Origin of the sequence: Massilia alkalitolerans DSM 17462 (genome assembly GCF_000427785.1) — a bacterium.
GTDB lineage: Bacteria > Pseudomonadota > Gammaproteobacteria > Burkholderiales > Burkholderiaceae_D > Telluria > Telluria alkalitolerans.
In genome coordinates this window covers 20,460-41,783 of the sequence record NZ_KE386582.1, presented here as the reverse complement: position 1 = coordinate 41,783, position 21,324 = coordinate 20,460, and the positions used below count along the sequence as shown (strand labels likewise).

At 67.6% G+C, this 21,324-nt stretch carries 15 protein-coding genes and 2 pseudogenes; 9 read left to right on the top strand and 8 right to left on the bottom strand.

The features are described from left to right. The 3 genes and pseudogenes from YWC_RS33640 to YWC_RS0127570 all read right to left on the bottom strand — a co-directional run. Nucleotides 1-1,379, bottom strand: a pseudogene (locus YWC_RS33640) (hypothetical protein); the annotation flags it as partial. Between the two features lie 396 nt (nt 1,380-1,775). Next, on the bottom strand, nt 1,776-2,657 hold the full coding sequence (locus YWC_RS31315; protein ID WP_051306820.1) for a glycosyltransferase: 882 nt from the start codon (nt 2,655-2,657) through the stop codon (nt 1,776-1,778). Further along, entirely contained in the window at nt 2,654-3,502 is an 849-nt protein-coding gene (locus YWC_RS0127570) for a class I SAM-dependent methyltransferase (protein ID WP_027868210.1), read from the bottom strand. Before YWC_RS0127570 ends, YWC_RS31315 begins: the two co-directional genes overlap by 4 nt. A 132-nt stretch (nt 3,503-3,634) precedes the next feature. Between YWC_RS0127570 and YWC_RS0127565 the strand changes: the two genes are divergently transcribed. From YWC_RS0127565 to YWC_RS34010, 8 genes and pseudogenes are all read left to right on the top strand, one after another. Beyond that, nucleotides 3,635-4,465, top strand: coding sequence for an ABC transporter permease (locus YWC_RS0127565; protein ID WP_084416654.1), 831 nt, complete (start codon nt 3,635-3,637; stop codon nt 4,463-4,465). A 2-nt stretch (nt 4,466-4,467) separates the two neighbouring features. Next, nucleotides 4,468-5,187: an ABC transporter ATP-binding protein gene (locus YWC_RS0127560; protein ID WP_027868208.1), complete on the top strand. Its 720-nt coding sequence runs from the start codon at nt 4,468-4,470 to the stop codon at nt 5,185-5,187. A gap of 30 nt (nt 5,188-5,217) precedes the next feature. Next, the gene (locus tag YWC_RS0127555; RefSeq protein WP_229413222.1) at nt 5,218-5,640 is read left to right on the top strand and encodes an HAD family hydrolase; all 423 of its coding nucleotides are present in this window, start codon (nt 5,218-5,220) and stop codon (nt 5,638-5,640) included. Next, complete coding sequence (locus YWC_RS31870; RefSeq protein WP_027868206.1) at nt 5,641-7,422, top strand: phosphotransferase; 1,782 nt, start codon at nt 5,641-5,643, stop codon at nt 7,420-7,422. Further along, complete coding sequence (locus tag YWC_RS0127545) at nt 7,379-8,122, top strand: glycosyltransferase family protein (protein WP_027868205.1); 744 nt, start codon at nt 7,379-7,381, stop codon at nt 8,120-8,122. Before YWC_RS31870 ends, YWC_RS0127545 begins: the two co-directional genes overlap by 44 nt. Beyond that, the gene (locus YWC_RS33480) at nt 8,119-9,126 is read left to right on the top strand and encodes a hypothetical protein (RefSeq protein ID WP_027868204.1); all 1,008 of its coding nucleotides are present in this window, start codon (nt 8,119-8,121) and stop codon (nt 9,124-9,126) included. Before YWC_RS0127545 ends, YWC_RS33480 begins: the two co-directional genes overlap by 4 nt. Further along, complete coding sequence (locus YWC_RS31865) at nt 9,123-10,151, top strand: WavE lipopolysaccharide synthesis family protein (RefSeq protein WP_051306818.1); 1,029 nt, start codon at nt 9,123-9,125, stop codon at nt 10,149-10,151. Before YWC_RS33480 ends, YWC_RS31865 begins: the two co-directional genes overlap by 4 nt. Before the next feature lie 6 nt (nt 10,152-10,157). Continuing rightward, a pseudogene (locus YWC_RS34010) lies at nt 10,158-10,802 on the top strand (glycosyltransferase); the annotation flags it as partial. Between the two features lie 184 nt (nt 10,803-10,986). Here YWC_RS34010 and YWC_RS31295 read toward each other — a convergent pair. The 4 genes from YWC_RS31295 to YWC_RS0127510 form a co-directional block, all read right to left on the bottom strand. Next, nucleotides 10,987-12,405, bottom strand: coding sequence for an O-antigen ligase family protein (locus YWC_RS31295; protein ID WP_051306817.1), 1,419 nt, complete (start codon nt 12,403-12,405; stop codon nt 10,987-10,989). Between the two features lie 224 nt (nt 12,406-12,629). After that, entirely contained in the window at nt 12,630-14,390 is a 1,761-nt protein-coding gene (locus YWC_RS0127520) for a M14 family metallopeptidase (RefSeq protein WP_027868203.1), read from the bottom strand. A 108-nt stretch (nt 14,391-14,498) separates the two neighbouring features. Then, nucleotides 14,499-16,061: a S41 family peptidase gene (locus tag YWC_RS0127515; protein WP_027868202.1), complete on the bottom strand. Its 1,563-nt coding sequence runs from the start codon at nt 16,059-16,061 to the stop codon at nt 14,499-14,501. Between the two features lie 197 nt (nt 16,062-16,258). After that, complete coding sequence (locus tag YWC_RS0127510) at nt 16,259-19,813, bottom strand: indolepyruvate ferredoxin oxidoreductase family protein (RefSeq protein ID WP_027868201.1); 3,555 nt, start codon at nt 19,811-19,813, stop codon at nt 16,259-16,261. Nucleotides 19,814-20,018: 205 nt separating this feature from the next. On the opposite strand from YWC_RS0127510, the gene YWC_RS0127505 reads away from it, so the two are divergent. Further along, complete coding sequence (locus YWC_RS0127505) at nt 20,019-20,534, top strand: Lrp/AsnC family transcriptional regulator (RefSeq protein ID WP_027868200.1); 516 nt, start codon at nt 20,019-20,021, stop codon at nt 20,532-20,534. Between the two features lie 119 nt (nt 20,535-20,653). Here the strand turns inward: YWC_RS0127505 and YWC_RS0127500 are convergent, their stop codons facing one another. Continuing rightward, nucleotides 20,654-21,310 carry a GNAT family N-acetyltransferase gene (locus YWC_RS0127500; RefSeq protein WP_027868199.1) on the bottom strand — a complete coding sequence of 219 codons (657 nt, stop codon included), beginning with the start codon at nt 21,308-21,310 and terminating at the stop codon, nt 20,654-20,656. Nucleotides 21,311-21,324 lie beyond the last annotated feature (14 nt).

Sequence of the window (21,324 nt, the reverse complement as noted above, 5' to 3'; positions counted from 1 at the left end):
GGCGCTGCGGTCGGCGCAGGCGTTGGCGCTGCGGTCGGCGCAGGCGTTGGCGCTGCGGTCGGCGCAGGCGTCGGCGCTGCGGTTGGTGCCGTCGTCGGTGCCTGCGTCGGTGCTGCCGTTGGCGCCTGCGTCGGCGCTGCGGTCGGTGCCGGGGTCGGTGACTGGGTAGGCGCTGCGGTCGGCGCCGGGGTCGGGGCCGGTGTCGGCTGCGTGACCGGCAGCGCCTGGATCGCCTGCAGCACGCCGGCGAGCGCCGCGGGCGTCTGGGCGGACGCCGCCGGCACGCCGGCCAGCGCGCTGGTGGCGTTCACGAGTCCCACGGTGACCAGCGGCAGGCCGGCTTCCGCGGCCACCGTAGCCAGGCGCAGCGGCTGGCCGGCGGGCGCCTGGCTGATCTTGGCCGCCACCGTCTCGGCGTGGTTCTGCACGTCGTCGACGATACGGATGACGGGGTCGACATATAACGCCAGCAGCGGCTGCAACACCACGCCCGTCGCATTCGGCGCCGCCTGCATCACGCGGCCGATGCCGATCGCCAGGCTCGCTTCCACCAGGTTGGCCACGTCGGACGCCAGCATTACCGTGCCGCGGGCAGCGGCGCGGTTGATCAGCAGGCGGTCCTGGTTGTTCACGGCGCCCTGCACCAGGACGCTGACCGAGGCTGCGGTGCCGGACGCACCGGTGCGCGCCACTTCGGCGGCCACTGCCTGGGCCACCCGGCCATAGGCAGCGGTCGCGTCGGCCTCGGCAGCGGCCTTCTCGGTGCGCGCCATGACTTCCATGGCTTTCTGCAGAGCGACCATCTTCTGGATCAGGGTCGGCTCGGTGGCTGCCAGCGTCAGCGGGTCCTTGTCGAGCACCGCCGCCGAGGACAGGCCGAACACGCGCGCTACGGTCTCGCGCGCTTGTGCCACGTTCGATGCGGCGTTCGAAGCGAGCATGGCTTCGACGATCGTCGTCAGGGGTGTGACCGTCACCGATGGCTTGCTGGCCGCATCTTCGACGATCGCGCTCATCGTGTAGTTGAACGCAAGGCTGGTCGAGGTGTCCATGCCACCGGCCACCCGTAGGCGCTGGCCATTGACCTGGGCGATGCTTGCGGCGACCGTCAGGCTGAACTTGCCGCCGGCGTCAGTGACCGCAGAAGGCTCGCCGTTGTCGCGCTGGCCGTTGTTGTTCTGGTCGAGCCAAACCGTCGCGCCGCTCAGGTAGCCGTCGACAACGATGCCGGTCAATGCCGTGCTCGGTGCCGGCGGCTGGGCAATCGGGCCGGGAGGGGCCGGCGGCGCCGAATCGCCTCCACCGCCGCCACAGCCTCCGAGAGCAAAGGCGATGGTCAGGGCAAGGGTGGAGCGTTGTGGCAGGGTCGTTTTGGACATGGCATTCGTCTTTCAGTGCTGGGCATTGGTACGCCGGCGACGTCCGGCAGGCGCAGAAACACGTGTGACATGCCTCCATCCCGATCGAGCAGGACGGAACAAGCCCTGTCGCGCGGAGCGACATGGGTCTCTTCAGGTCGTTAGGTTCTCTCACCTGCGCAGTTTGTCTTTTTTTGTAACCGGCGCGCAGTCTCGCGAGACTATGTCAGACGTTGCAAATTAGCAATTGCTCAATGGAGAATGTATCCGAACGGCAACAAGGTTATGCCACCAGCATAAGTGCTGCAGACATTTTTTCTACAAGCGAAGGGTTGTTGGTGGAGACCGGGGTAGTCTCGGCATGCTGCTGGATGCCACAGCCAGCGCATGGATGACGGCCATCGACGCGCGATCCGGTCACGTTACCGGCGGGTTGTTCGTGGCAGCTTCGATCCCCGTTCTTTCCTTCTCGAGCAGGATACTGCCTAGCGCGCGGGCATTGACGCGCTCTCGCTCCTCGTCGAACCACCAGCCCCATTTGTTGAAGTAGCGCACCGCGGAAGCGCTGTGATGGCACAGCAGCCGCCAGTCACGGTAGGAGCCGCGGCCATATTCGTGCATCACCGTCACGAGCGGATAGAACACCGTGCGTCCGACACGGGCCAGCCGCCGCGACAGGTCGACGTCCTCGAAATACAGGAAGAAACGTTCGTCGAACAGCCCCGCCCTGGCCAGCGCATCGGTGCGGATCAGCATGAAGCATCCGGACAGGACCGGCACGTCCATGATGCGGTCGTAACCGCTCGCATGCATCTCGTAGTCGCGCTGGACTCCCGTGCGCCGGTGCAGCCAGGGCAGGAAGCGCCGCGTCGCCAGGCCGATCGGCGCCGGCAGGAGCTTGCACAGCGGCTGCAGGCGGCCATCGGGAAAGCAGATGCGCGGGGACAGCATGGCCACGTCGGCCTGGCTTTCCATGTAGGCCAGCAGGCGCGGAAAGCTGTCTTCAGAAAAATACATATCGGGATTGAGGACGAAGTGGTAGCGGCTGCCGGCCTCCATCGCGGCGCGCATCGCCCGGTTGTGCGAACGGCCGAAGCCCGGATTGTCCGGCTGGTGCCAGTACAGGGCCTGGTAGCGCGGCGCCAGGCTGCGCAGGCTGTCTTCGGGGGAGTTCTCGATCAGGTAGGTCAGCAGCCGCGGCCAGCTGCCGCTCACCCCGCGCAGCAGGCGCTCGATCTGCTCGGGGGGATTGGCGTACGCCACCACCGAGCAGCTGGCCAGGACCGGCGCCCGCGTCATTTTTTCGGCCCGCGCAGGTGGAAAAAGGCCATGTGCGTGAACCAGGCGTCGTCCCATCCATGGCAGTTGGGATGGACCTCGGGCAGGACGCGCTCGCGCCCGCCGCCGCGCCCGTCCGGCCGTCCCAGCGAGATGTCGTGGAACCAGACGTCGGCCTGGCGGAACCAGCGGCCGAAGTCTTCCAGCACGCGCGGGATGTCGTCGGTGCCGAAGGCGACGTCGCAGGCGCTGTTGGTGCCGGCCGCGTCCCAGCGGTTCTCGGTCCAGCGCGCGTGCAGGCGGTCGATGTGGTGGATGTCGACCAGGAAGGCCTCGTTGATGGGCGGCGGTGCGGTGCGGCAATAGGGGTAGTAGCGCGAGAAGAAGAACTGCAGCGTGGCGCAGCCGTCGGGACGCAGGATGCGCACGATGTCGTCGAGGATGCGGGCGCGCGTGTCGTACACGCAGATGTGCTGCATCGAGATGGCGCAGTAGGCGAAATCGTAGGCGCCGGACGGGGCCTCGCCGCAGTCGGTGCCGCTGCTCAGGAAGATCTCGGAATTCGGGGTGCGGGAGCGCGCCGCCCGCACCATCTTTTTGGAGATGTCGGCGCCGTCGACCTGGCCCAGCAGGCGCGACATGCGCCGCACCATGCGGCCTTCGCCGCAGCCGATCTCGAAGCCGCGTGCCGATTGCGGGTCGGCCAGCACGGGCTTGCGGATGTCGCCGTACAGGTGCAGCAGGTGGGTCTCGTAGGGAAAGTTCTCGTGGTAGTCGTAGTTGCCGACGATCTCCTCGACATCCGCGGGCGAGTCGTCATAGAAAGTCTTTTGCATGCGCGCATACTGCTTGAGAAAATTGTCCATCGACGTCTCCGGAACCGGCCCGCGGCCACATGAAGATTCAGACGGCATGACAGGATCGGCAGTTGCATCGGTATCGCGCCCGATTGCGCAAGATCAGGCGCATGGGGACACGGCGGGCCAGAATCGCCCATCATGTCAACCACCGCCACGACCACCATGAACGGCAGCGTGCGCAAGGTCCTGGGCGGTCCTGCCCTGGCCGACCTGCGCCACGCCTGGGGGCTGCTGCACGTGATCGCCTTCATCGCGGCCAGCGACCTGCGCGCGCGCTACCGGCGCAGCGTGCTCGGCCCGTTCTGGATGACGCTCGGCACCGCCGCCGGCACGCTCGGCCTCGGCCTCGTCTGGAGCGAGCTGCTGCGCATGGAGCGCGCCAGCTTCGTGCCTTCGCTCACCTGCGGCCTGATCCTGTGGCAACTACTCAGCGGCTGTATCCTCGAATCCAGCACCACCTACTGGCGGCAGGCGGCGCTGATCCGCAACATCAGCATGCCATTGTCGATGCCGCCCATCCAGATGGTGCTCAAGCACCTGATCAACTTCGCGCACAACCTGCCGGTGCTGCTCGCGGTCGTGCTGATGTTCGACGTGCCCGTCACGCGCTATACCCTGCTGGCCCTGCCCTGCCTGCTGCTGGTGGCGGCCAACCTGCTGTGGCTGGCGCTGCTGCTCAGCATGCTTGGCGCGCGCTTCCGCGACCTCGAATACGTACTGGCCGCCGCCATGCCGCTGCTGATGTTCCTCAGCCCGGTGTTCTACCGGCCCGACTACCTGCCCTTCAGCGCGGAGTTCATCTGGTTCAATCCGTTCAGCCACCTGATCGAGCTGATGCGCTATCCGCTGCTGGGCGCGGCGCCGCCCGGCTTCGTGGTGCTGACCAATGCCTTGCTGTGCCTGGGCGGCTGGATCCTCACCCTGTGGCTGTTCAACGCCAAGCGCAACCGCATCGCCTACTGGATCTGACCATGGCGCGCCTCGAATTCGACCGCGTGACGGTCCAGTATCCGGTCTACGACGTACGCGCCAAGTCCCTGCGCCGGCACCTGATGCGGGTCTCGACGGGCGGGCGCATCGAATCCGAGGGAAGCGGCATCCAGCTTGTCACCGCGCTACGCGACGCCAGCTTCCGGCTGCGCGACGGCGACAGCGTCGGGCTGCTGGGCCACAACGGCGCCGGCAAGAGCACCCTGCTGCGCACCATGGCCGGGGTGTACTGCCCCTCGTCCGGCAGCGTGCTGCGCGAGGGCCGGGTGGCCACCGTGTTCGAGCTGGGGGCCGGCATGGAAAGCGAACTGAGCGGTTACGAAAACATCCGGCGCATGGCGATGCTGCTCGGGATCGGCAAGCGCGAGATCGCCGCGCGCCTGCCCGACATCGAGGAATTCACCCAGCTCGGCCCCTTCCTGCACCTGCCGGTGCGCACCTATTCGGCCGGCATGGCCACGCGCCTGATGTTCGCGGTGGCCACCTCGACCAGTCCGGACATCCTGCTGGTCGACGAGATCTTCGGCGCCGGCGACGCCGAGTTCCAGCTCAAGGCCGCCACCCGCATGGAAGCATTGATCTCCTCGGTGCGCATCTTCGTGTTCGCCTCGCACGACATCGCGGCCCTCAAGCGCCACTGCCGCCGCTTCTTCCGGCTCGAACACGGGCTCTTGTGCGAAGTCGACGCCAACCTCCTGTGAGCGCTTGTGGGCACCGTGCGCACGATAGACATGGATCATCAATCCGCTTCCGGCCCCGCCTATTCTGGTCGCATGAAACGCCTGATCATCGACCTCGACGACACCATCGCCTACTGCACAGAAGCGGGCTATGCGCATGCGCTTCCCAACCTGGCCCTGATCGCCCGCCTGCGCGACTACCAGCGCGACGGCTTCGACATCGTGATCAACACCAGCCGCAACGTGCGCACCTACAGCGGCAACGTCGGCAAGATCAACCTGCACACGCTGCCCCTCATCGTCGAATGGCTGTCACGCCATGGCGTGCCCTGCGACGAGCTCCACGTCGGCAAGCCGTGGTGTGGCACGCAAGGCTTCTACGTCGACGACAAGGCCGTGCGGCCGTCGGAATTCCTGCGCTATTCCCTCGCCGACATCTCGGCCCTGCTGGCGGACGAACGGCGCGAGGCATAAATGCTGCTCATTACTTCCGGCGCCTACGTCGACAGCGAGTTGTACGCCGAGTTCGGCCGCATTCCGCCCGCCTTTCTTCCCGTGGGCAACCGGCGGCTGTTCACCTACCAGGCGCAGCGCCATGGCGCCCGCCATGCGCAGGTGGTCATGACGGTGCCGGGCGACTTCGCACTCGACGAGGCCGATGCCGCCTGCCTGCAAGCCTGCGGCATCACGCTCTACCGTACCGAAACCGGCGCGGCGCTGGGCTGGGCAGTGCACGACTTCCTCTCCACGCACGGCGTCGGCGGGCCGATCGAAATCCTGTACGGCGACACCCTGATCGACGACCCGCCGCGCAGCGGCAGCGACTGGCTGGCGGTGGGCCAGACCGACGAGTACTACGACTGGTACCACGAAGTGCCCAGGCACGGCCAGCCGGGCGGCATCTGGACCGGCATGTTCGCGTTTTCCGATCCGGCGCGGCTGCGCGAACTGCTGGCCGAAGGGGGAGATTTCATCGCCTCGGTCGTCGCCTACGAGCGCCAGGTCGGCCTGGACCACTGGCCGGTCGCGCGCTGGCTCGATTTCGGCCACGTGCACACCTATTTCGATTCCAAGCGCACCGTCACCACCCAGCGCCACTTCAACCAGTTGCGCGTGTCCGACGGCGTGGTCACCAAGACCGGGGACGACAGCGGCAAGATCGCGGCCGAGGCCGAATGGTTCGAACGGGCGCCGCGCTCCGTCAAGCCCTTCCTGGCGCCCTACATCGGGCGCACCGACGAGGGCTGCGGCTGCGGCTACCAGCTCGAATACCTGCACCTGGCCGCCCTGAACGAGCTCTACGTCTTCGGACGCCTGCCGGAGCGGGTCTGGGCACGCATCTTCCGTGCCGCCGATGCCTTCCTGCGCACCGCGCGGGCGGTCCCGCTGGAACAGCCGCCGCCGCTCGACGCCATCCGCCAGGCCTACCGCGACAAGACCCTGTCGCGGCTCGAGGCCTATGCCAGCACGGCCGGGTGCGACCTCGACGCCGGCTGGGCCCTCAACGGCGTACGCACGCCCTCGCTGCGCGTCATCGCCGAACAGGCCAGCGCCGCGGTCGACGCCGGCCCTCCCGAACCGAGCTTCCTGCACGGCGACTTCTGCTTCAGCAATATCCTGTTCGACTTTCGCGCCGGCCGCGTCAAGACCATCGACCCGCGCGGGACCGATGCCAGCGGCCGCCCCTCCCGCTTCGGCGACCTGCGCTACGACATCGGCAAGCTCGCCCATTCGGTGCTCGGGCTGTACGACCACATCGTGGCCGGGCACTTCGTGCTGGAAGAAGACGCCCGGCATGGCGACGAACAGGACGAGCGCCTGGGCATGCAGATGAGCAGTGCGGGCAGCGCACAGTTCGGTGAACCGCGGAACCTGCAGCTGAGCGGGGAGCTGGACGGGCAAGGCAAGGGCCGCACGCGCCTCCAGGCGGGCGCGTCGCCGCTCTCGCCGGTGCGCTCCTCGACCGGCTCAGCCCTGCATGGGCTGCCTCCCGGCCACGCGCTGCGCTTCCGGGTCCTGGCGCAGCGCACCGGGCCGATCCGCGAGCTGTTCCTGGCCACGCCCTTCGCCGGCCGCCTGCCCACCGCATGGGATTGCTACCCGGTCATGGTGCTGCTGTTCCTGTCGATGCTGCCGCTGCACGCCGACGCCCCGCTACGCCAGCGCGCCCTGCTGGCCAATGCCATCCGCGTTTACCTCGAATGGAGAGCGCATGATCGTGATTCCGATGGCGGGAATGAGCCGCCGCTTCTTTGACGCCGGCTATTCCCGCCCCAAGTACGAACTGCCGCTCGACGGGCAGACGCTGTTCGGCTGCTGCCTGCGCTCGTTCGAACACTACTTCGGCAGCGAGCGCTTCGTGTTCGTCCACCGCCATGCCTTCGGCGCCGACGACTTCATCGCGCGCGAATGCGACAGGCTGGGCCTGGACAACTACCTTGCGGTCGGCCTCGGCGAGAGCACGCGCGGCCAGGCCGAAACCGTGCTGCGCGGCCTGGACGCTGCCGGCGCCGGCGGCAACGAGGCCCTGCTCATCTTCAACATCGACACCATCCGGCCGCATTACCGCTTCCCCGAGGCCATGGAGTCGAGCGACGGCTACCTGGAAGTGTTCGCCGGCGAGGGCGCGCACTGGTCCTTCGTGCGCCCCGCCACCTCGCTCTGCCCCCTGGTTGCCGAGACTACCGAAAAGCGCCGCGTCTCTCCGCTGTGCAGCACCGGGCTGTACTACTTCGCGCGCGCCGCCGATTTCGGCGCCAGCTGCGAGCATGCCCTCGGCGATGGCGGCCGCTACCTGCGCCAATGGGGCGAACTCTACGTCGCGCCCCTGTACAACCAGCTGATCTCATCGGGCAAGCGCATCATGTACCACCAGACCGGTGCGCACGAGGTGCACTTCGCCGGCACGCCGCAGGAATACAGTGCCTTGCACGACAACGCACGGAGCCTGTTTTGATCTACATATCGCTCCCCGTGCACACGCAGGCAGGGGTAGTCGCAGGACAAGCCAGGAACTTCGCCGTCTTCTTCCCCGAAGCGCGCATCGTGCTGCACATCTCGGCCAATGCCCGCTTCAGCCTGCCCGAGCTGAATACGGCGCTGCAGGCGGCCGGCTGCCGCAACGTTGTGCTCAATCCCGCACGCCATGCGACGCGCTGGGGCGGCATCCTGCAGGCCCACCTGGCCAATATCGCCTGGATCCGCCGCGCCGGCGACGCCAGCCGCATCTGCCTGCATGCCTCGAACGACATGCTGGTGCGGCCCGGCCTGGCCGCCTGGCTGGGACGTGGCGGCAACTTCCTGCACACGCGGCCCATCCGCGCCGGCAGCCGCTGGCGTTTCGCCGCGCCGGCGCTGGCCGACCAGCCGCTGGCAAACCTGTGCCGGCGGCTCGGCAGCACCAGCCTGGTCGGGTCCCAGGTCGAGGGCGCCAGCTTCGAAGCGGCGCTGCTGTTCGAGGTGGCGGCCCTGCTCGAGCGCCACCTCGACGGCAGCGCCGCCTATCCGCGCGAGGAAGTCTGGCTTGCCACCGCAGCCCATGCGCTGGGCGCGCCCATCGGGGGCCGTCCCTACGTGCTGTCCGAGGTGCACCGCTTCGACCGGGCCTTCTGGCGCGTGCTGCGCTATGCCGATCCGCTGATCGGCCGCCCGGGCGATCCCCGCTACTTTCCACGCCGCCTCATCGAATACCTGATGATCCGTAGCGGCTTCCACCGGATACGGCGGCGCCTGGTCGATCGCATCGGCGCCGACGATGCGGCCTGGCTGGCGCGCTACGAATGGATGTCCGACGGGAACAACACCTGGCGCGTATTCGACCGCCACGGCCTGTTCGGCGTGAAGCGGGTAGCGCGCCGCCCGGACCATCCGCTGCGCCGCTACATCGACGCACTGGCGCCCGCTCCGGCGCCGGCGCCGCAGCCGGAGCCCACGTCGCACCAGCCGCCTGTCGCCCCATGAAGACTTCCGACATCACCCTCGTGTTCCAGGGCGCGTTCAAGCCTTACGTCACGCGCGAGCGCGACGCCTTCGTGCGCAATATCCGCCTGACGCGCCAAGTGCTGCCGGGGGCCCGCATCGTCCTGTCGACCTGGGAGGACACGGACGTGCCGCGCAAGCTGGGCGTGGACGTCGTGGTGCTCAGCCCGGACCCCGGCCCGCTGGCGCCGCTCAAGCTCGACGACGACAAGGCCAACAACGCCAACCGGCAACTGGCCAGCACGCGCGCCGGCCTGGCGGCCGTGCGCACGCCCTACGCGGTCAAGCTGCGCACCGACTGCTTCCTGGAACATGCCGGCTTCCTCGACTTCGCTGCCGAGCAGCGCCGCCGCGACGGAGGACGCGAACGGCTGCTGGCCTGTTCCTTCTTCACCCTCGACCCGCTCATGTTCGAGCGCCTGCCCTACCACCTGAGCGACTGGTTCCATTTCGGCCCCACCGAACTGCTGCAGGCCTACTGGTCGGCCGCGCCGATGGACGCGATTGATGCGCGCCATTACGAACAGCGCGCCCATCCGCCCGGTTCGTCGATCTTCGAGCGCCGCTTCCGTGCCCGCTTCGCGGTCGAGCAGCACCTGTGCACCCAGTTCGCCGGCGCCCGCGGCTATGCTTGCCCGCGCGTGCTGAACGACACGTCGGAGGCGGTGCTGCGCGACCACGCGCGCTTCATGGCCCACGAGGTGATGCTGCTCGACCCCTGGCAGATCGGCCTGGTCTTTCCCAAGTATGCCTGGGTGGGCGGGTCGCGCTTCCAGTGCATGAACAACATGATGCACCTGGACTGGGTCGCGCTGCAGGGGCCCGAGCTGGCCGGCTTCCAGGATGGCGCCGCCCTGCGCCGCCTGATCCGCGAGCGGGAACGCAGCAAGCGCCTGACCGCCCTCGCCTTCCGCCACAGCCGCCTGCTGCATGCGCTGCTGTTCGATCCGCAACGCAGCAGCGCGCCGGTACGCCGCATGCTGGGCCGGCTTGCGCGCCACTTGTAGCCGGCCATGCGGATCGTCACCGTCGTCGTCACCCGCGACCGCCCGCAACTGCTGCAGCAGGTGCTGGCGGCGCTGCAGTCCCAGCACCGCCCTCCCGACCACGTCATCGTGGTCGACAACGGCAGCGGACCGGAGACCGCCGCGGTGCTGGCGCGCCGCCCCGGCCTGGAAGTGCTGCGTTCGCGTAGCAACCTGGGCGGCGCCGGCGGCTTCGCCCTCGGCATGCGCCACGCCCTGGTCGGCGGCTGCGACTGGATCTGGCTGCTGGACGACGATGCGGTGCCGCGCCCCGACACGCTGGAACGCTTGGCCAAGGCGCTGGCACAGGCAAGCAGCATGGCGGCGCCCGGCGCCGTGGCGCCGGCGGTCTTCGAGTTCGGCGGACTGGCGCTGGCGCACCGGCGCCGTTACAAGCTGCTCAGCGGCATCGAACGCGCGATCGCGCCCGCAGACTACTGCCGCGCGCTGGTCAGGGTCGACACCGCCTCCTTCGTCGGCCTGCTGGTGTCGGCGCGCGCCGCCACGGCCTGCGGCCTGCCCGATGCGACCCTGTTCCTGTCCTACGACGACACCGAATACTGCCTGCGCCTGCGGCGCGCCGGCTGGCCGCTGTGGCTGGCGCCCGGCAGCGTCGTCGACCACCTGCGCGCTCCTGCCAGCAAGATGCGTGCCGGGCCGATCGGCCCGCGCCACTACTACAACCTGCGCAACCGGGTGGTGGTGGCGCGCCGGCATGCGCGCTTGCCGCAGCTGGCGGGAGCCGTCGCCACACTGACCGGGCTGGGACTATGGCTGGCTTGCCGTGGGCGCTTCCGGAAAGGCGCCTGGCGCGTCGTCAGGCAGGCGCTGGCCGACGGCTGGGCCGGCCGGCTGGGACCTTGCCCCACGTTTCTCGAAGGACGTCCGGCGGACGCTGCGCCGGGACCGAAGGCGAACCGCCAGGGGCTGGTGAAGATCGAGCGGCGCCGCCGTCACGAGGGCCGCTAGGGGAAGGCCGGCGCAGCCTGCTGCAGGGCGGATCCGCGGCCTGCAGGCAGCAGGCCATGAAGGCGAACACCAGCATGGCATACAGCAGGCTCGCCTTCATCGACCAGAACATCACCTCGCTCAGTCCCGCCATGGCATAGCTCACCACCACCAGCAGGCCGGCCAGCGCCGGCGCCGCCTGTTCCCCGCTGGCGGCACGGCGCAGGCGCTGCCCGAACCAGCACAGCGGCGCCAGCATGATCGCCAGCCAGCAGGCCAGTCCGGGCAGGCCCCGCGTCACCAGGGCTTGCAGGGCGTCGTTGTGCAGGTGTGGCGGCTCCGGCGGCGCGAACACGGCCGGACTGAGCCTGCCCTCGGCGATCCAGTCCCGCATCTGCGCCTTGTAGGCGGCTGTGTCGATGCTGGCCAGCAGATGCTCGCTGGCCAGCATGCCGGCTGCCTTCCATAGCTCGAGGCGTATGCTCAGCGAGGTCGGGAGGGGATTGCCGTCCACGTACAGGCGCAGGTCGCTCAGGCCCACCTCGACCCGCGCCCTGACCCCGGTGGCCGGCAACGCATACGCCAGCACGACCAGCGCGCCGATCGCCAGCGCAAGGCCGCCCGGCACGGCACGCGGGATATGGCGGCGCTGGGTCCACAGCAGCAGGAAGGCCGGCGGCAGGGCCAGCCAGCCGCCGCGGCTGCCGGACAGCAGCGAGGCGGCGGCCCCCGCCAGCGCGGCGGCCGCCGCCCACCACCAGTGCCGGCGCACCCGCGGGTCCAGCAGCGACGCCAGCGCCACGAGAATCAGCACCAGCGCCAGGTTGCCGAACACGATGGGGTTCAGGAAGCCGCCGGCACGTTCGAAGCCGGCGCCCCAGCGTTCCCAGGCCGCCAGGGCGGCCGCGGCCAGCGCACCGGCGCAGGCGCCAATCCACCACGGCCGCGCGTCAAGCTGCGCCACCCGCAGTACCGGCACGATGGCCAGGGCGAGCAGCATCCGCAGGGGCGCCTCGACCGTGTTCCAGCCGGTGGCGCGCGCCAGGTGCAGGAATAGCGCATAGGCGGCGTAGACGGCAAACGCGAGTGCTACCAGCCGCAGGGCCGGCCAGTCGTTCACCAGGGCCGCGCGGCTGGCGCGCCACTGCCAGAGTGCAATACCGAGGAACAGGAAGGCGGCCAGGCCGATACCGAAACCGGTGACCAGGCTGGACAGGAGAAAGACGACGGGCAGCGTCGCGATCGCGGCGCGGATGCCGGGCTGGAGGGAAACACGGCAGGCACGCATTGCAGGGCGAAGAATGGCGGCGACCCTGGCAGTCTAGCGAATCGGCGCCGCCCGGGGGACGGCGCACGCCATGCGCTTGATCCGCATCGTATGTGCGGATCAGGCGCGGGCGGGGACGCTCGAAGAGCGTCTAACAAAACCGCCAGGGCAAGGCGTACCGTCGAAGACAGTACGCTAGTACGGCGAGACGGTGCAACGCCGCCATGGCGGGAATTGTTAGACGCTCAGGGAGCGGTGGCGGTGCGGTAGACGGGGTAGAGGTTGTGGCGCTCGTCCCACGAAGCATGGCGCTTGTAGAAGAAGTCCAGGCGCGCGTGCGGGTTCTTGGCGAAGGCCGGGTCGGTGTCGACGCGGCGCTTGAACTCGGCGGCCAGCGCCGGGTCGGCGGCCATCTGCTCGCGCGCCACATCCTCGGCCACGTATTCTTCCATGTACTCCTTGCGCTCGTAGGCGTTGTTGAAGTAGCCCCAGGCCAGCAGCGAGTCCGGCGCCTGCGGCTCCAGCATCGCGACCACCAGGCGCGCCTTCGGCTGGTTCACCGGCACGTACAGCGAACCTGCCAGGACGGCGCGTGGCTCCGTCTTCCAGTTGCCGTCGACGCTCAAGCGCTGGTGCGATTCCAGCGAGGTGGCGCCGAAGGTCGCCTTGTCGGCGCGGAAGGTTTCGACGCTCGCCTGGGCGATCGCCTTGTCCAGCTTGCGGAAGCCGATGCCGTGCTGGGTCAGCTTCTTGGCCACGATGTCGGCCCAGGCGGCCGGCACGATGTAGCCCGCGCGCGGTGCGCTGACCACGCGCTCCGGCACCACTTCCTCGCGCAGCGGCACGCGCCACACCTGCGGCTTGCTTTCGTCGTAGCGGGTCATCAGCATGCCCGACACCTCGGACGGGGTACGGGTGTATTCGTAGCCCTGGAAGTCGACCATCTCGGTCTTGTCGGTGGTGCGGTAGGTCAGCGCGACCGGGGTGCCGGCCAGTTGGGCGGCGCGGGCGTCCGCGGCCCGGGCACCCTGCTGCCAGGCCTTGCCGTTCTGCGCGACCTGCTCGAGCACCGAGATCACGGTATTGTGGGTGACGCGCACGCGGGTCGGGTAATCCTTCCACGAATGGGTCTCGACCAGCATCGCCATGCGGTTACGCAGCGGGAAGTATCCGGTCGAGAAGCGCGGGTCCGAGACGCTGTCGATGAAGCCCGATTGCGGGTCGTCGGTCTTGGCGAAGGACATGTAGTAGGACTGCGGCATCGAGCCTTGCTTGGCGATGTCGGCGATCACCTTGCTGCGCAGGGCCAGGCCGGCCTTGCGGAATTCCGGATCGCCCGAGTACACCGGCTCGACCTGGATCGAGACGTCGTGCTGGAACTTGGCGCCGTCGGTCACGTGCAGGTCGACGTAGGTCAGCGGGTCCCAGGCATTCACCAGCTTGAGCATGGCCTGCATCTCGGGCGCGTCGGCCTTCACGTAGTCGCGGTTGAGGTTGTAGTTCTGGGCGGTGGTGCGCCAGCCCATCTCGACCGGGCCGCGCTGGTTCGGGCGGTTCCACTTGCCGAAGCGCTCGTGGCCGTCGACGTTAAACACCGGAACGAACAGCAGGACCTGCTTGTCCAACGCTCCTTTGGCCAGCTTGCCGTTGAGGGTTTCGCGCAGGGCCAGGAAACCAGCGTCCTTGCCGTCGATCTCGCCGGCGTGGATGCCGCCCTGGATCAGGGTCACCGGCAGGCCCTGCTTCTTCGCCGCCTGCGGCGTGAAGGCGCCGGTGTTCGAGACGACCAGCGCCAGCATGGGGCGGTTCTCCGGCGTGCGGCCGAACTCGATGCACTTCACCTGCTTCGGATAGGCTTTTTGAAAGCCAGCACACAGTTCCATGACTTCATCGTAGCGGCCGGTGGTTTGGAAGCCGGAGCGCTCCGACACGGTGGTCAGGTCGGGGGCGGCATGGGCGAAGGGAACGGCAGCCAGCAGGGCCAGCAGCAGGGCGGAACGGATCATCGGAAACTCCACAATCAAGCGGGTGACAAAGCCGACGATTATAGACCTGTTTCCAGAATGAAAAGAGCCCGGCAGCAGTGCTGGCCGGGCTCTTTTTGCGCGCGCAGCTTACTGCGGCGGCTTCGTGTAGATCGAGATTTCCTTGGCCGGATGGCGCACGATCTCCATCGGCACCTGGCGCGCGCGGCTGGCCGGCGGGCAGGTGCCGGTCTCGCGGTAGGTCAGGGCCGCGGCCAGCAGGCCTTCGCTGCGGTCGCCGAGCGGACGCGACAGGTCATCGGCCACCTGGCAGGTCGGCGCCAGGCCGTCCGAGAAGTCGCCGAAGCCCTTGTTGTTCACGCCCTTGAACTCGATCGAGAAGTAGGTGGTGCCGCAGTTCGGCACCGGCGTGAAGCCGTAGGGCTTGCCGCAGGTTGTGCTACCGATCACGTCGACCTGGACGTCGGCGCCGCGCAGGCCGTTGATCACGGCTTCGCTGGCCGAGCAGGTGCCCGAGGTGGTCAAGACGGTGACGCGCTTCAGGCCCAGGTAAGGCAGCGGCGTGCCCGCGCGCACCGGATTCGGCGAGCTGAAGCCGTAGGCCGTGTTGCGGAACGGGATGGCCGGCTGCTGTGGCGTCTTGTCGTTGTACTGCGGACGCTCGAATATCTTGCCGCTGGTCTGCTCGGGGCCGGCGATCATGTAGGACAGCTCGCTGGCGATGTACAGCAGGCCGCCGCCGTTGTAGCGCATGTCGAGCACCAGGTCGCTCACGGCGGCCTGCTTGAGGGTGGTGAAGGCGTCCACCAGCTCCTTCTCCGACACCTGGTTGTGGGTCTCGAAGCTCAGGTAGCCGACCTTGCCTGTCGGTGTATCGAGCACCTGCACGTGCTTGACCGGATCGATGCGCACGTCCGCGCCAAGCATCGAGACGTCGAAGGTGCTGCCGCTGCGCTGCAGGGTGAACTGGTGCGCCGCGCCGGCCGTCTCGGGGAACAGGCCGGCATTGATCCTGTTGACCTGGTCGGCGGTGCCGCCGTTGACGAAGTCCACGCCGTCCACCTTGAGCAGCATGTCGCCGCGCCGCAGGCCCGCAGCCGCCGCCGGCGAACCCGGCTCCACCATCGCGACCAGCCAGGTGCGCGGGACGGTCGCGCTGTTGCGCTTCCAGGTCACGCCATAGCCCAGTTCGATTCCGGAGTTTTGCTCCTTTTCCCACTCCTCGGTGGCATAGGTGAAGTGGTACTTGTCCTTCGGCTGGCCCGACGCGGTCAGGGCCGGCGTCTTGAGCACGTTGAAGTAGTCGATCGCGTTGGTGAAATCCGCCATCCGGTAGGTATTCGGAATCTCGTTGTACCAGAGGTAGTACTGGTTCGACCAGGCGCGCAGGAACTTCAGCTCGTCGAGCAGCGTGCCCTGGCGGTCCGGGAAGGGCTTGCCTTCGGTGTCCAGGCCGGTGCGCGGCTTGGCGCACAGGTTCCAGTAGGTGCTGAAGGCTTCGCCCAGCAGATTCGGGTTGAGGTCTTCCGGCGATGCCCCGCCGGTCGGCGGAGTCGGGTTGGTCGGCGTGGTCGACGGGGGCGGCTGCTGCGAAGTCTGGCCGGCGCCGGGCGAACCGCCGCCGCCGCCGCATCCGGCGAGGACGAAGGCTGCGGCGCACAGCGACGCGATCAGGCGGGGAGCGGTCGACAAACGACCATGTGCATATGGCGGTCTCATGCAATCGATTATAGACGCGCGAATTGGGCTGGAGTGCAACCAACTGTAACAGTTGGGTCTGATGGACAACAAGAAATGCTAAAGGGAATTTCAGGAGAACAAGAGTCGACGAGGCGGCCGAACAAGGCCGGTTTTTCCGGCCTTGTTCTTTCCTGTCAAGCGCTGCCCGCTTATGCGGCGCGCGAAGTGCCGGCGGCCGGCGCGTGGAAGGCCGCGACCAGGGCCGCTTCCTTCTGCCTGGCGGCCTTCAGGTGGCGCTCCTTCACGTGGCCGTAACCGCGGATGTCTTCCGGGATGCTGGCGATCGCCACCGCCTGCGCCAGGTTCTCGGCGGTGAGTTGCGGCAGCAGCGCTTCCACGGTCTGGCGGTATTGCCCGATCAGCGCACGCTCGGTGCGGCGCTCGGCGGTGTAGCCGAACACGTCGAACGGGGTGCCGCGCAGGCGCTTCAGCTTGGCCAGCACGCCGAACGCGCCCATCATCCACGAACCGTATTCCTTCTTGAGCGCGCGGCCTTCCTTGTCGTGCTTGGCCAGCAGCGGCGGCGCCAGGTGGAATTTCAGCTTGATGTCGCCTTCAAACATGTTGGCGATCTTGGCGCGGAAAATCGGGTCGGTATGCAGGCGGGCGACTTCGTACTCGTCCTTGTAGGCCATCAGCTTGTAGAAGTAGCGCGCCACGGCTTCGGCCAGGCGGTTGCCCTTGCCCAGCTTGGCTTCCTCGGCGCGCACCTGGTCGACGAAGGCCTTGTACTTGGCGGCGTAGGCAGCGTCCTGGTAGGCGGTGAGCAGCTCGACGCGGCGGGTAATCAGGTCGTCGAGGCTTTCGCTGCGCTTGAACTCGATCACCTGGGCCGGGGTGGCCAGTTTCTTCACCGAGGCCAGGTCGTGGGCCGCGGTGCGGCCCCAGTTGAAGGCGGCTTTGTTGAAGGGCACCGAGACGCCGTTCAGTTCGATCGCCTTGAGCAGCGAGGCTTCCTGCAGAGGCACGCGGCCCTTCTGGAAGGCGTAGCCCAGCATGAACATATTGGTCGCGATCGCGTCGCCCATCAGGGCGGTGGCGATCTTGCCGGCGTCCACGAAATCGACGTTGTCGGCGCCGCAAGCCTGCAGGATGGCGCCCTTCGAACCTTCGGCCGGGAACTGCCAGTCCGGGTTCTTCACGAAGGCCGCGGTGGTGGCGCCGGTGGAGTTGACGGCGGCCCAGGTGCGGCCCTCGCCCATGCGCGAGAGCGCGTCGCGGGAGGCAGCGACGATCTGGTCGCAGCCGATCACGAGATCCGCGCTGCCGGTGCCGACGCGGGTCGAATGCAGGTCGGCCTGGTGTTCGGCCAGGCGCACGTGCGACATCACCGGACCGCCCTTCTGGGCCAGGCCGGACTGGTCGAGCACCACGGCGCCCTTGCCTTCCACGTGGGCCGCCACCGCCAGGATCTGGCCGACGGTGACCACGCCGGTGCCGCCGACGCCGGCGATCAGGATGCCGAAGGGTTCGGCGATCGACGGGATGGCGGGCATCGGCAGTGCTGGCGGCGCCGCTTCAGCGGTCGCCGCTTTCTTTGGCTTTTTGAGGCCGCCGCCTTCGACGGTGACGAAGCTCGGGCAGAAGCCGGACACGCAGGAGAAATCCTTGTTGCACGAGGACTGGTTGATCTGGCGCTTGCGGCCCAGTTCCGTTTCCAGCGGCTCGACCGACAGGCAGTTCGACTGCACCGAGCAATCGCCGCAGCCTTCGCACACGGCTTCGTTGATGACGGCGCGCTTGGCCGGGTCGGGGAACTCGCCCTTTTTCCGGCGACGACGCTTTTCGGAGGCGCAGGTCTGGTCGTAGATCACGGCCGACACGCCCGGCATCTCGCGCAATTCCTTCTGCACGTCCATCAGTTCGGAACGGTGGCGCACGGTGACGCCTTCGGCCCAGGCGTAATCGTCCGGGTATTTTTCCGGCTCGTCGGTGACGACGATGATCGGGCGCACGCCTTCGGCGGCGATCTGGCGCGTGATCATGCCCGGGTCAAGCGGGCCGTCGACGTTCTGGCCGCCGGTCATCGCGACAGCGTCGTTATAGAGAATCTTGTAGGTGATGTTGACCTTCGCGGCCACCGCCGCGCGAATCGCCAGGATGCCGGAGTGGAAATAGGTGCCGTCGCCCAGGTTCACGAACACGTGCTTCTCGTCGGTGAACGGGGACTGGCCGATCCAGGTCGTGCCCTCCGCCCCCATGTGGGTGAAGGTGGAGGTTTCGCGGTCCATCCACAGCACCATGTAGTGGCAGCCGATGCCGGCCATGGCGCGCGAGCCTTCCGGCACTTTCGTGGAACTGTTGTGCGGGCAGCCCGAGCAGAAGTAGGGGATGCGGTCGGTTTCCGGATTCGCCTTGGCCGGGATGGACTTCAGCACCAGCTCTTTCTGCTCCAGGTAGGCGATGCGCTGTTTCACGCGCTGCTCGACCGGGTGGCCGGCGCAGTAGTGCGAGATGCGCGAGGCGATGGCGCGCGCGATCTGGGCCGGGTTCAGCTCGTAGGTGGCCGGCAGCAGCCAGTCGCCGTGGCCCATGCGGTCCTTGTTGCTCCATTCGCCGGTGTCGTCGAACTTGCCGACCACGCGCGGACGCTCGCCGTCCGGCAGGTTGTACAGGGCTTCCTTGAGCGCGTATTCCATCACCTGGCGCTTCTCTTCCACCACCAGGATCTCGTCCAGGCCGCGCGCGAACTCGTGCACGCCTTCGGATTCGAGCGGCCAGGTCATGCCGACCTTGTACAGGCGCAGGCCGATGTCGGCGGCCGCCTGCTCGTCGATGCCGAGGTCGGCCAGCGCCTGGCGGGTGTCGACATAGCTCTTGCCGGCGGTGATGATGCCGATCTTCGGCTTCTTGCTGTCCCAGATGATGCGATTCAGTTTGTTGGCGCGCGCATAGGCCAGCGCGGCGTACCACTTGAAGTTGCTCATGCGGACTTCCTGGTCCAGCACGGCGTCCGGCCAGCGGATGTTCAGGCCGTCCGGCGGCAATTCGAAGTCGGTGGGGGTGACGATCTGCACGCGGTCCGGGTCCAGGTCGACCACGGCGCCCGACTCGATGATGTCGGTGACGCACTTCATCGACACCCACAGGCCGGTGTAGCGGCTCATGGCCCAGGCGTGCAGGCCGAAGTCGAGGTATTCCTGCACCGACGAGGGATACAGGACCGGGATGCCGCAGTGGGTCAGGATGTGGTCGGACTGGTGCGCGGTGGACGAGGATTTCGCCGCATGGTCGTCGCCGGCCAGCACCAGCACGCCGCCATGCTGCGAGGAACCGGCGTTATTACCGTGTTTAAAAACGTCGCCGCAGCGGTCCACGCCCGGGCCCTTGCCGTACCACATGGCGAAGACGCCGTCGTACTTGGCGTCCTTGTACAGGTTGGTCTGCTGGGTGCCCCAGACGGCAGTGGCCGCCAGGTCTTCGTTCATGCCCGGGTGGAACTTGACGTGGTGGGCGTCGAGGTGCTTCTTCGCCTTCATCGCGGTCTGGTCGACGGCGGTGACCGGCGAACCGCGGTAGCCGGTGATGTAGCCGGCGGTGTTCAGGCCGGCCTTCTGGTCGCGCTCGCGCTGGAGCATCGGCAGGCGAACCAGGGCCTGGGTGCCGGTCATGAACGCACGGCCGCGTTCGAGCGTCCACTTGTCGTCGAGGGTGATGTCGTGCTGCGGCAGCGCCAGGTTGGCGCGCGCGAGGGGTGCGTTCATGCGGTGTCTCCGTTAATGTCGCCAGGATGCGGGGCGCGCTGCGGCTCTTGGTGGCCATCTAATCGCGCGGGGCTGGGTTCTGCCAGCCTGATCCATCATGCGCACAGTATATTCCTGCCCCATCGGCATTAAATTCCAAACAATTCCCCCCACCAGATGATTTGCGCAATAAAATTGCCGGGTTCGCGAATCCACCGAGGAAAACATGTCAAAAATCGAGCTCGACAAGACTGACCGCAAGATCCTGTCCGTACTGCAGACCGATGGCCGCCTGTCGAACCAGGACGTGGCCGAGCGCGTCAACCTGTCTCCTTCCCCCTGCCTGCGCCGCATCAAGCGCCTGGAAGAAGCGGGGGTGATCCGCCAGTATGTGGCCCTCGTCGATCCGGACAAGATCGGGCTCGGGCTGCTGGCCTATGTGAACGTACGCCTGGAAAAGCACAGCGAAGTGGCGGGCGGCGCGCGTGGCGCCCCGGGCCTGCCGGCGACCTCGCCGCGCAACGATTTCGCGATATCGGTGGGCACCTGGCCGGAAGTGGTGGCCTGCTATGCGATGACGGGTGAGATGGATTTCCTGCTGCGCGTGCACGTGGAAGACATGGACCACTTCTCGCGCTTCATGATGGGGACACTGCTCAAGCATCCGGCGGTGCTGGATGTGAAGTCGAGTTTTGCGCTGCAGAGGATCAAGGAGACGACCGCACTGCCGGTAGCGGGATAAAGTAGGGTGGACGGGTCCTCCCGTCCGCGCGTTCAAATCCCGTATGAACTGATGCGAAGCGCTTACTCAGCGGATGGTTGGACGCGCGGACGGCGAAGCCGTCCACCCTACGAAAAAGCCTACTTCTTCGGCGTCAGCCACTTCACCGCCGCCCGGGCATTCGCCTTGACCGTGTAATCGATCACCGCCCACTGCTCTTCCAGCGCCTCCGCCATCACGCTCGCCGGGCTCGGCGGCGGCAGCTGCAGGTAGGCATCCGCCTCGCCGTACTCGCGCTTGATTTCCATGCCCGCCTTCTTGGCGATGTGCATCATGGTCTGGTTCGAGGTCAGGCACTGCATGTACAGGGTGTCCACATCCGCATTGCGGCAGTGGATCGCCGCGCGCTGGAACAGGCGCGAGCCGACGCCCTGCCCGCGCGCCGACTTCGAGACCGATACGCCGAACTCGGCCACCCGTTCCTTTTGCGTCGGCTTGTCCTTGTCGGCCTTGGCGAAGGCCAGGTGCCCCACGCCCACCAGCTGGAACACGCGGTTCACCACGCCGAACACGATGTCGTGCCGGAAATCGAGCTTCTCGACGTACTTGGTAATGGCGTCGTCCGGGATGATGCTGCCGAAGCGCAGCAGGCGGTCATTGTCGTCCAGCGCCAGGAAGTGACGCAGGATGCGGCGGCGGTCACGTTCGCCCAGTTCCTTGACGAGCACGGTCGGGCGGCCGTCCTTGCGGCGGCCGCCGAGGCCCTTCAGCCAACGGAACAGGGAATTGTCCAGCATGTCCAACATCCTTA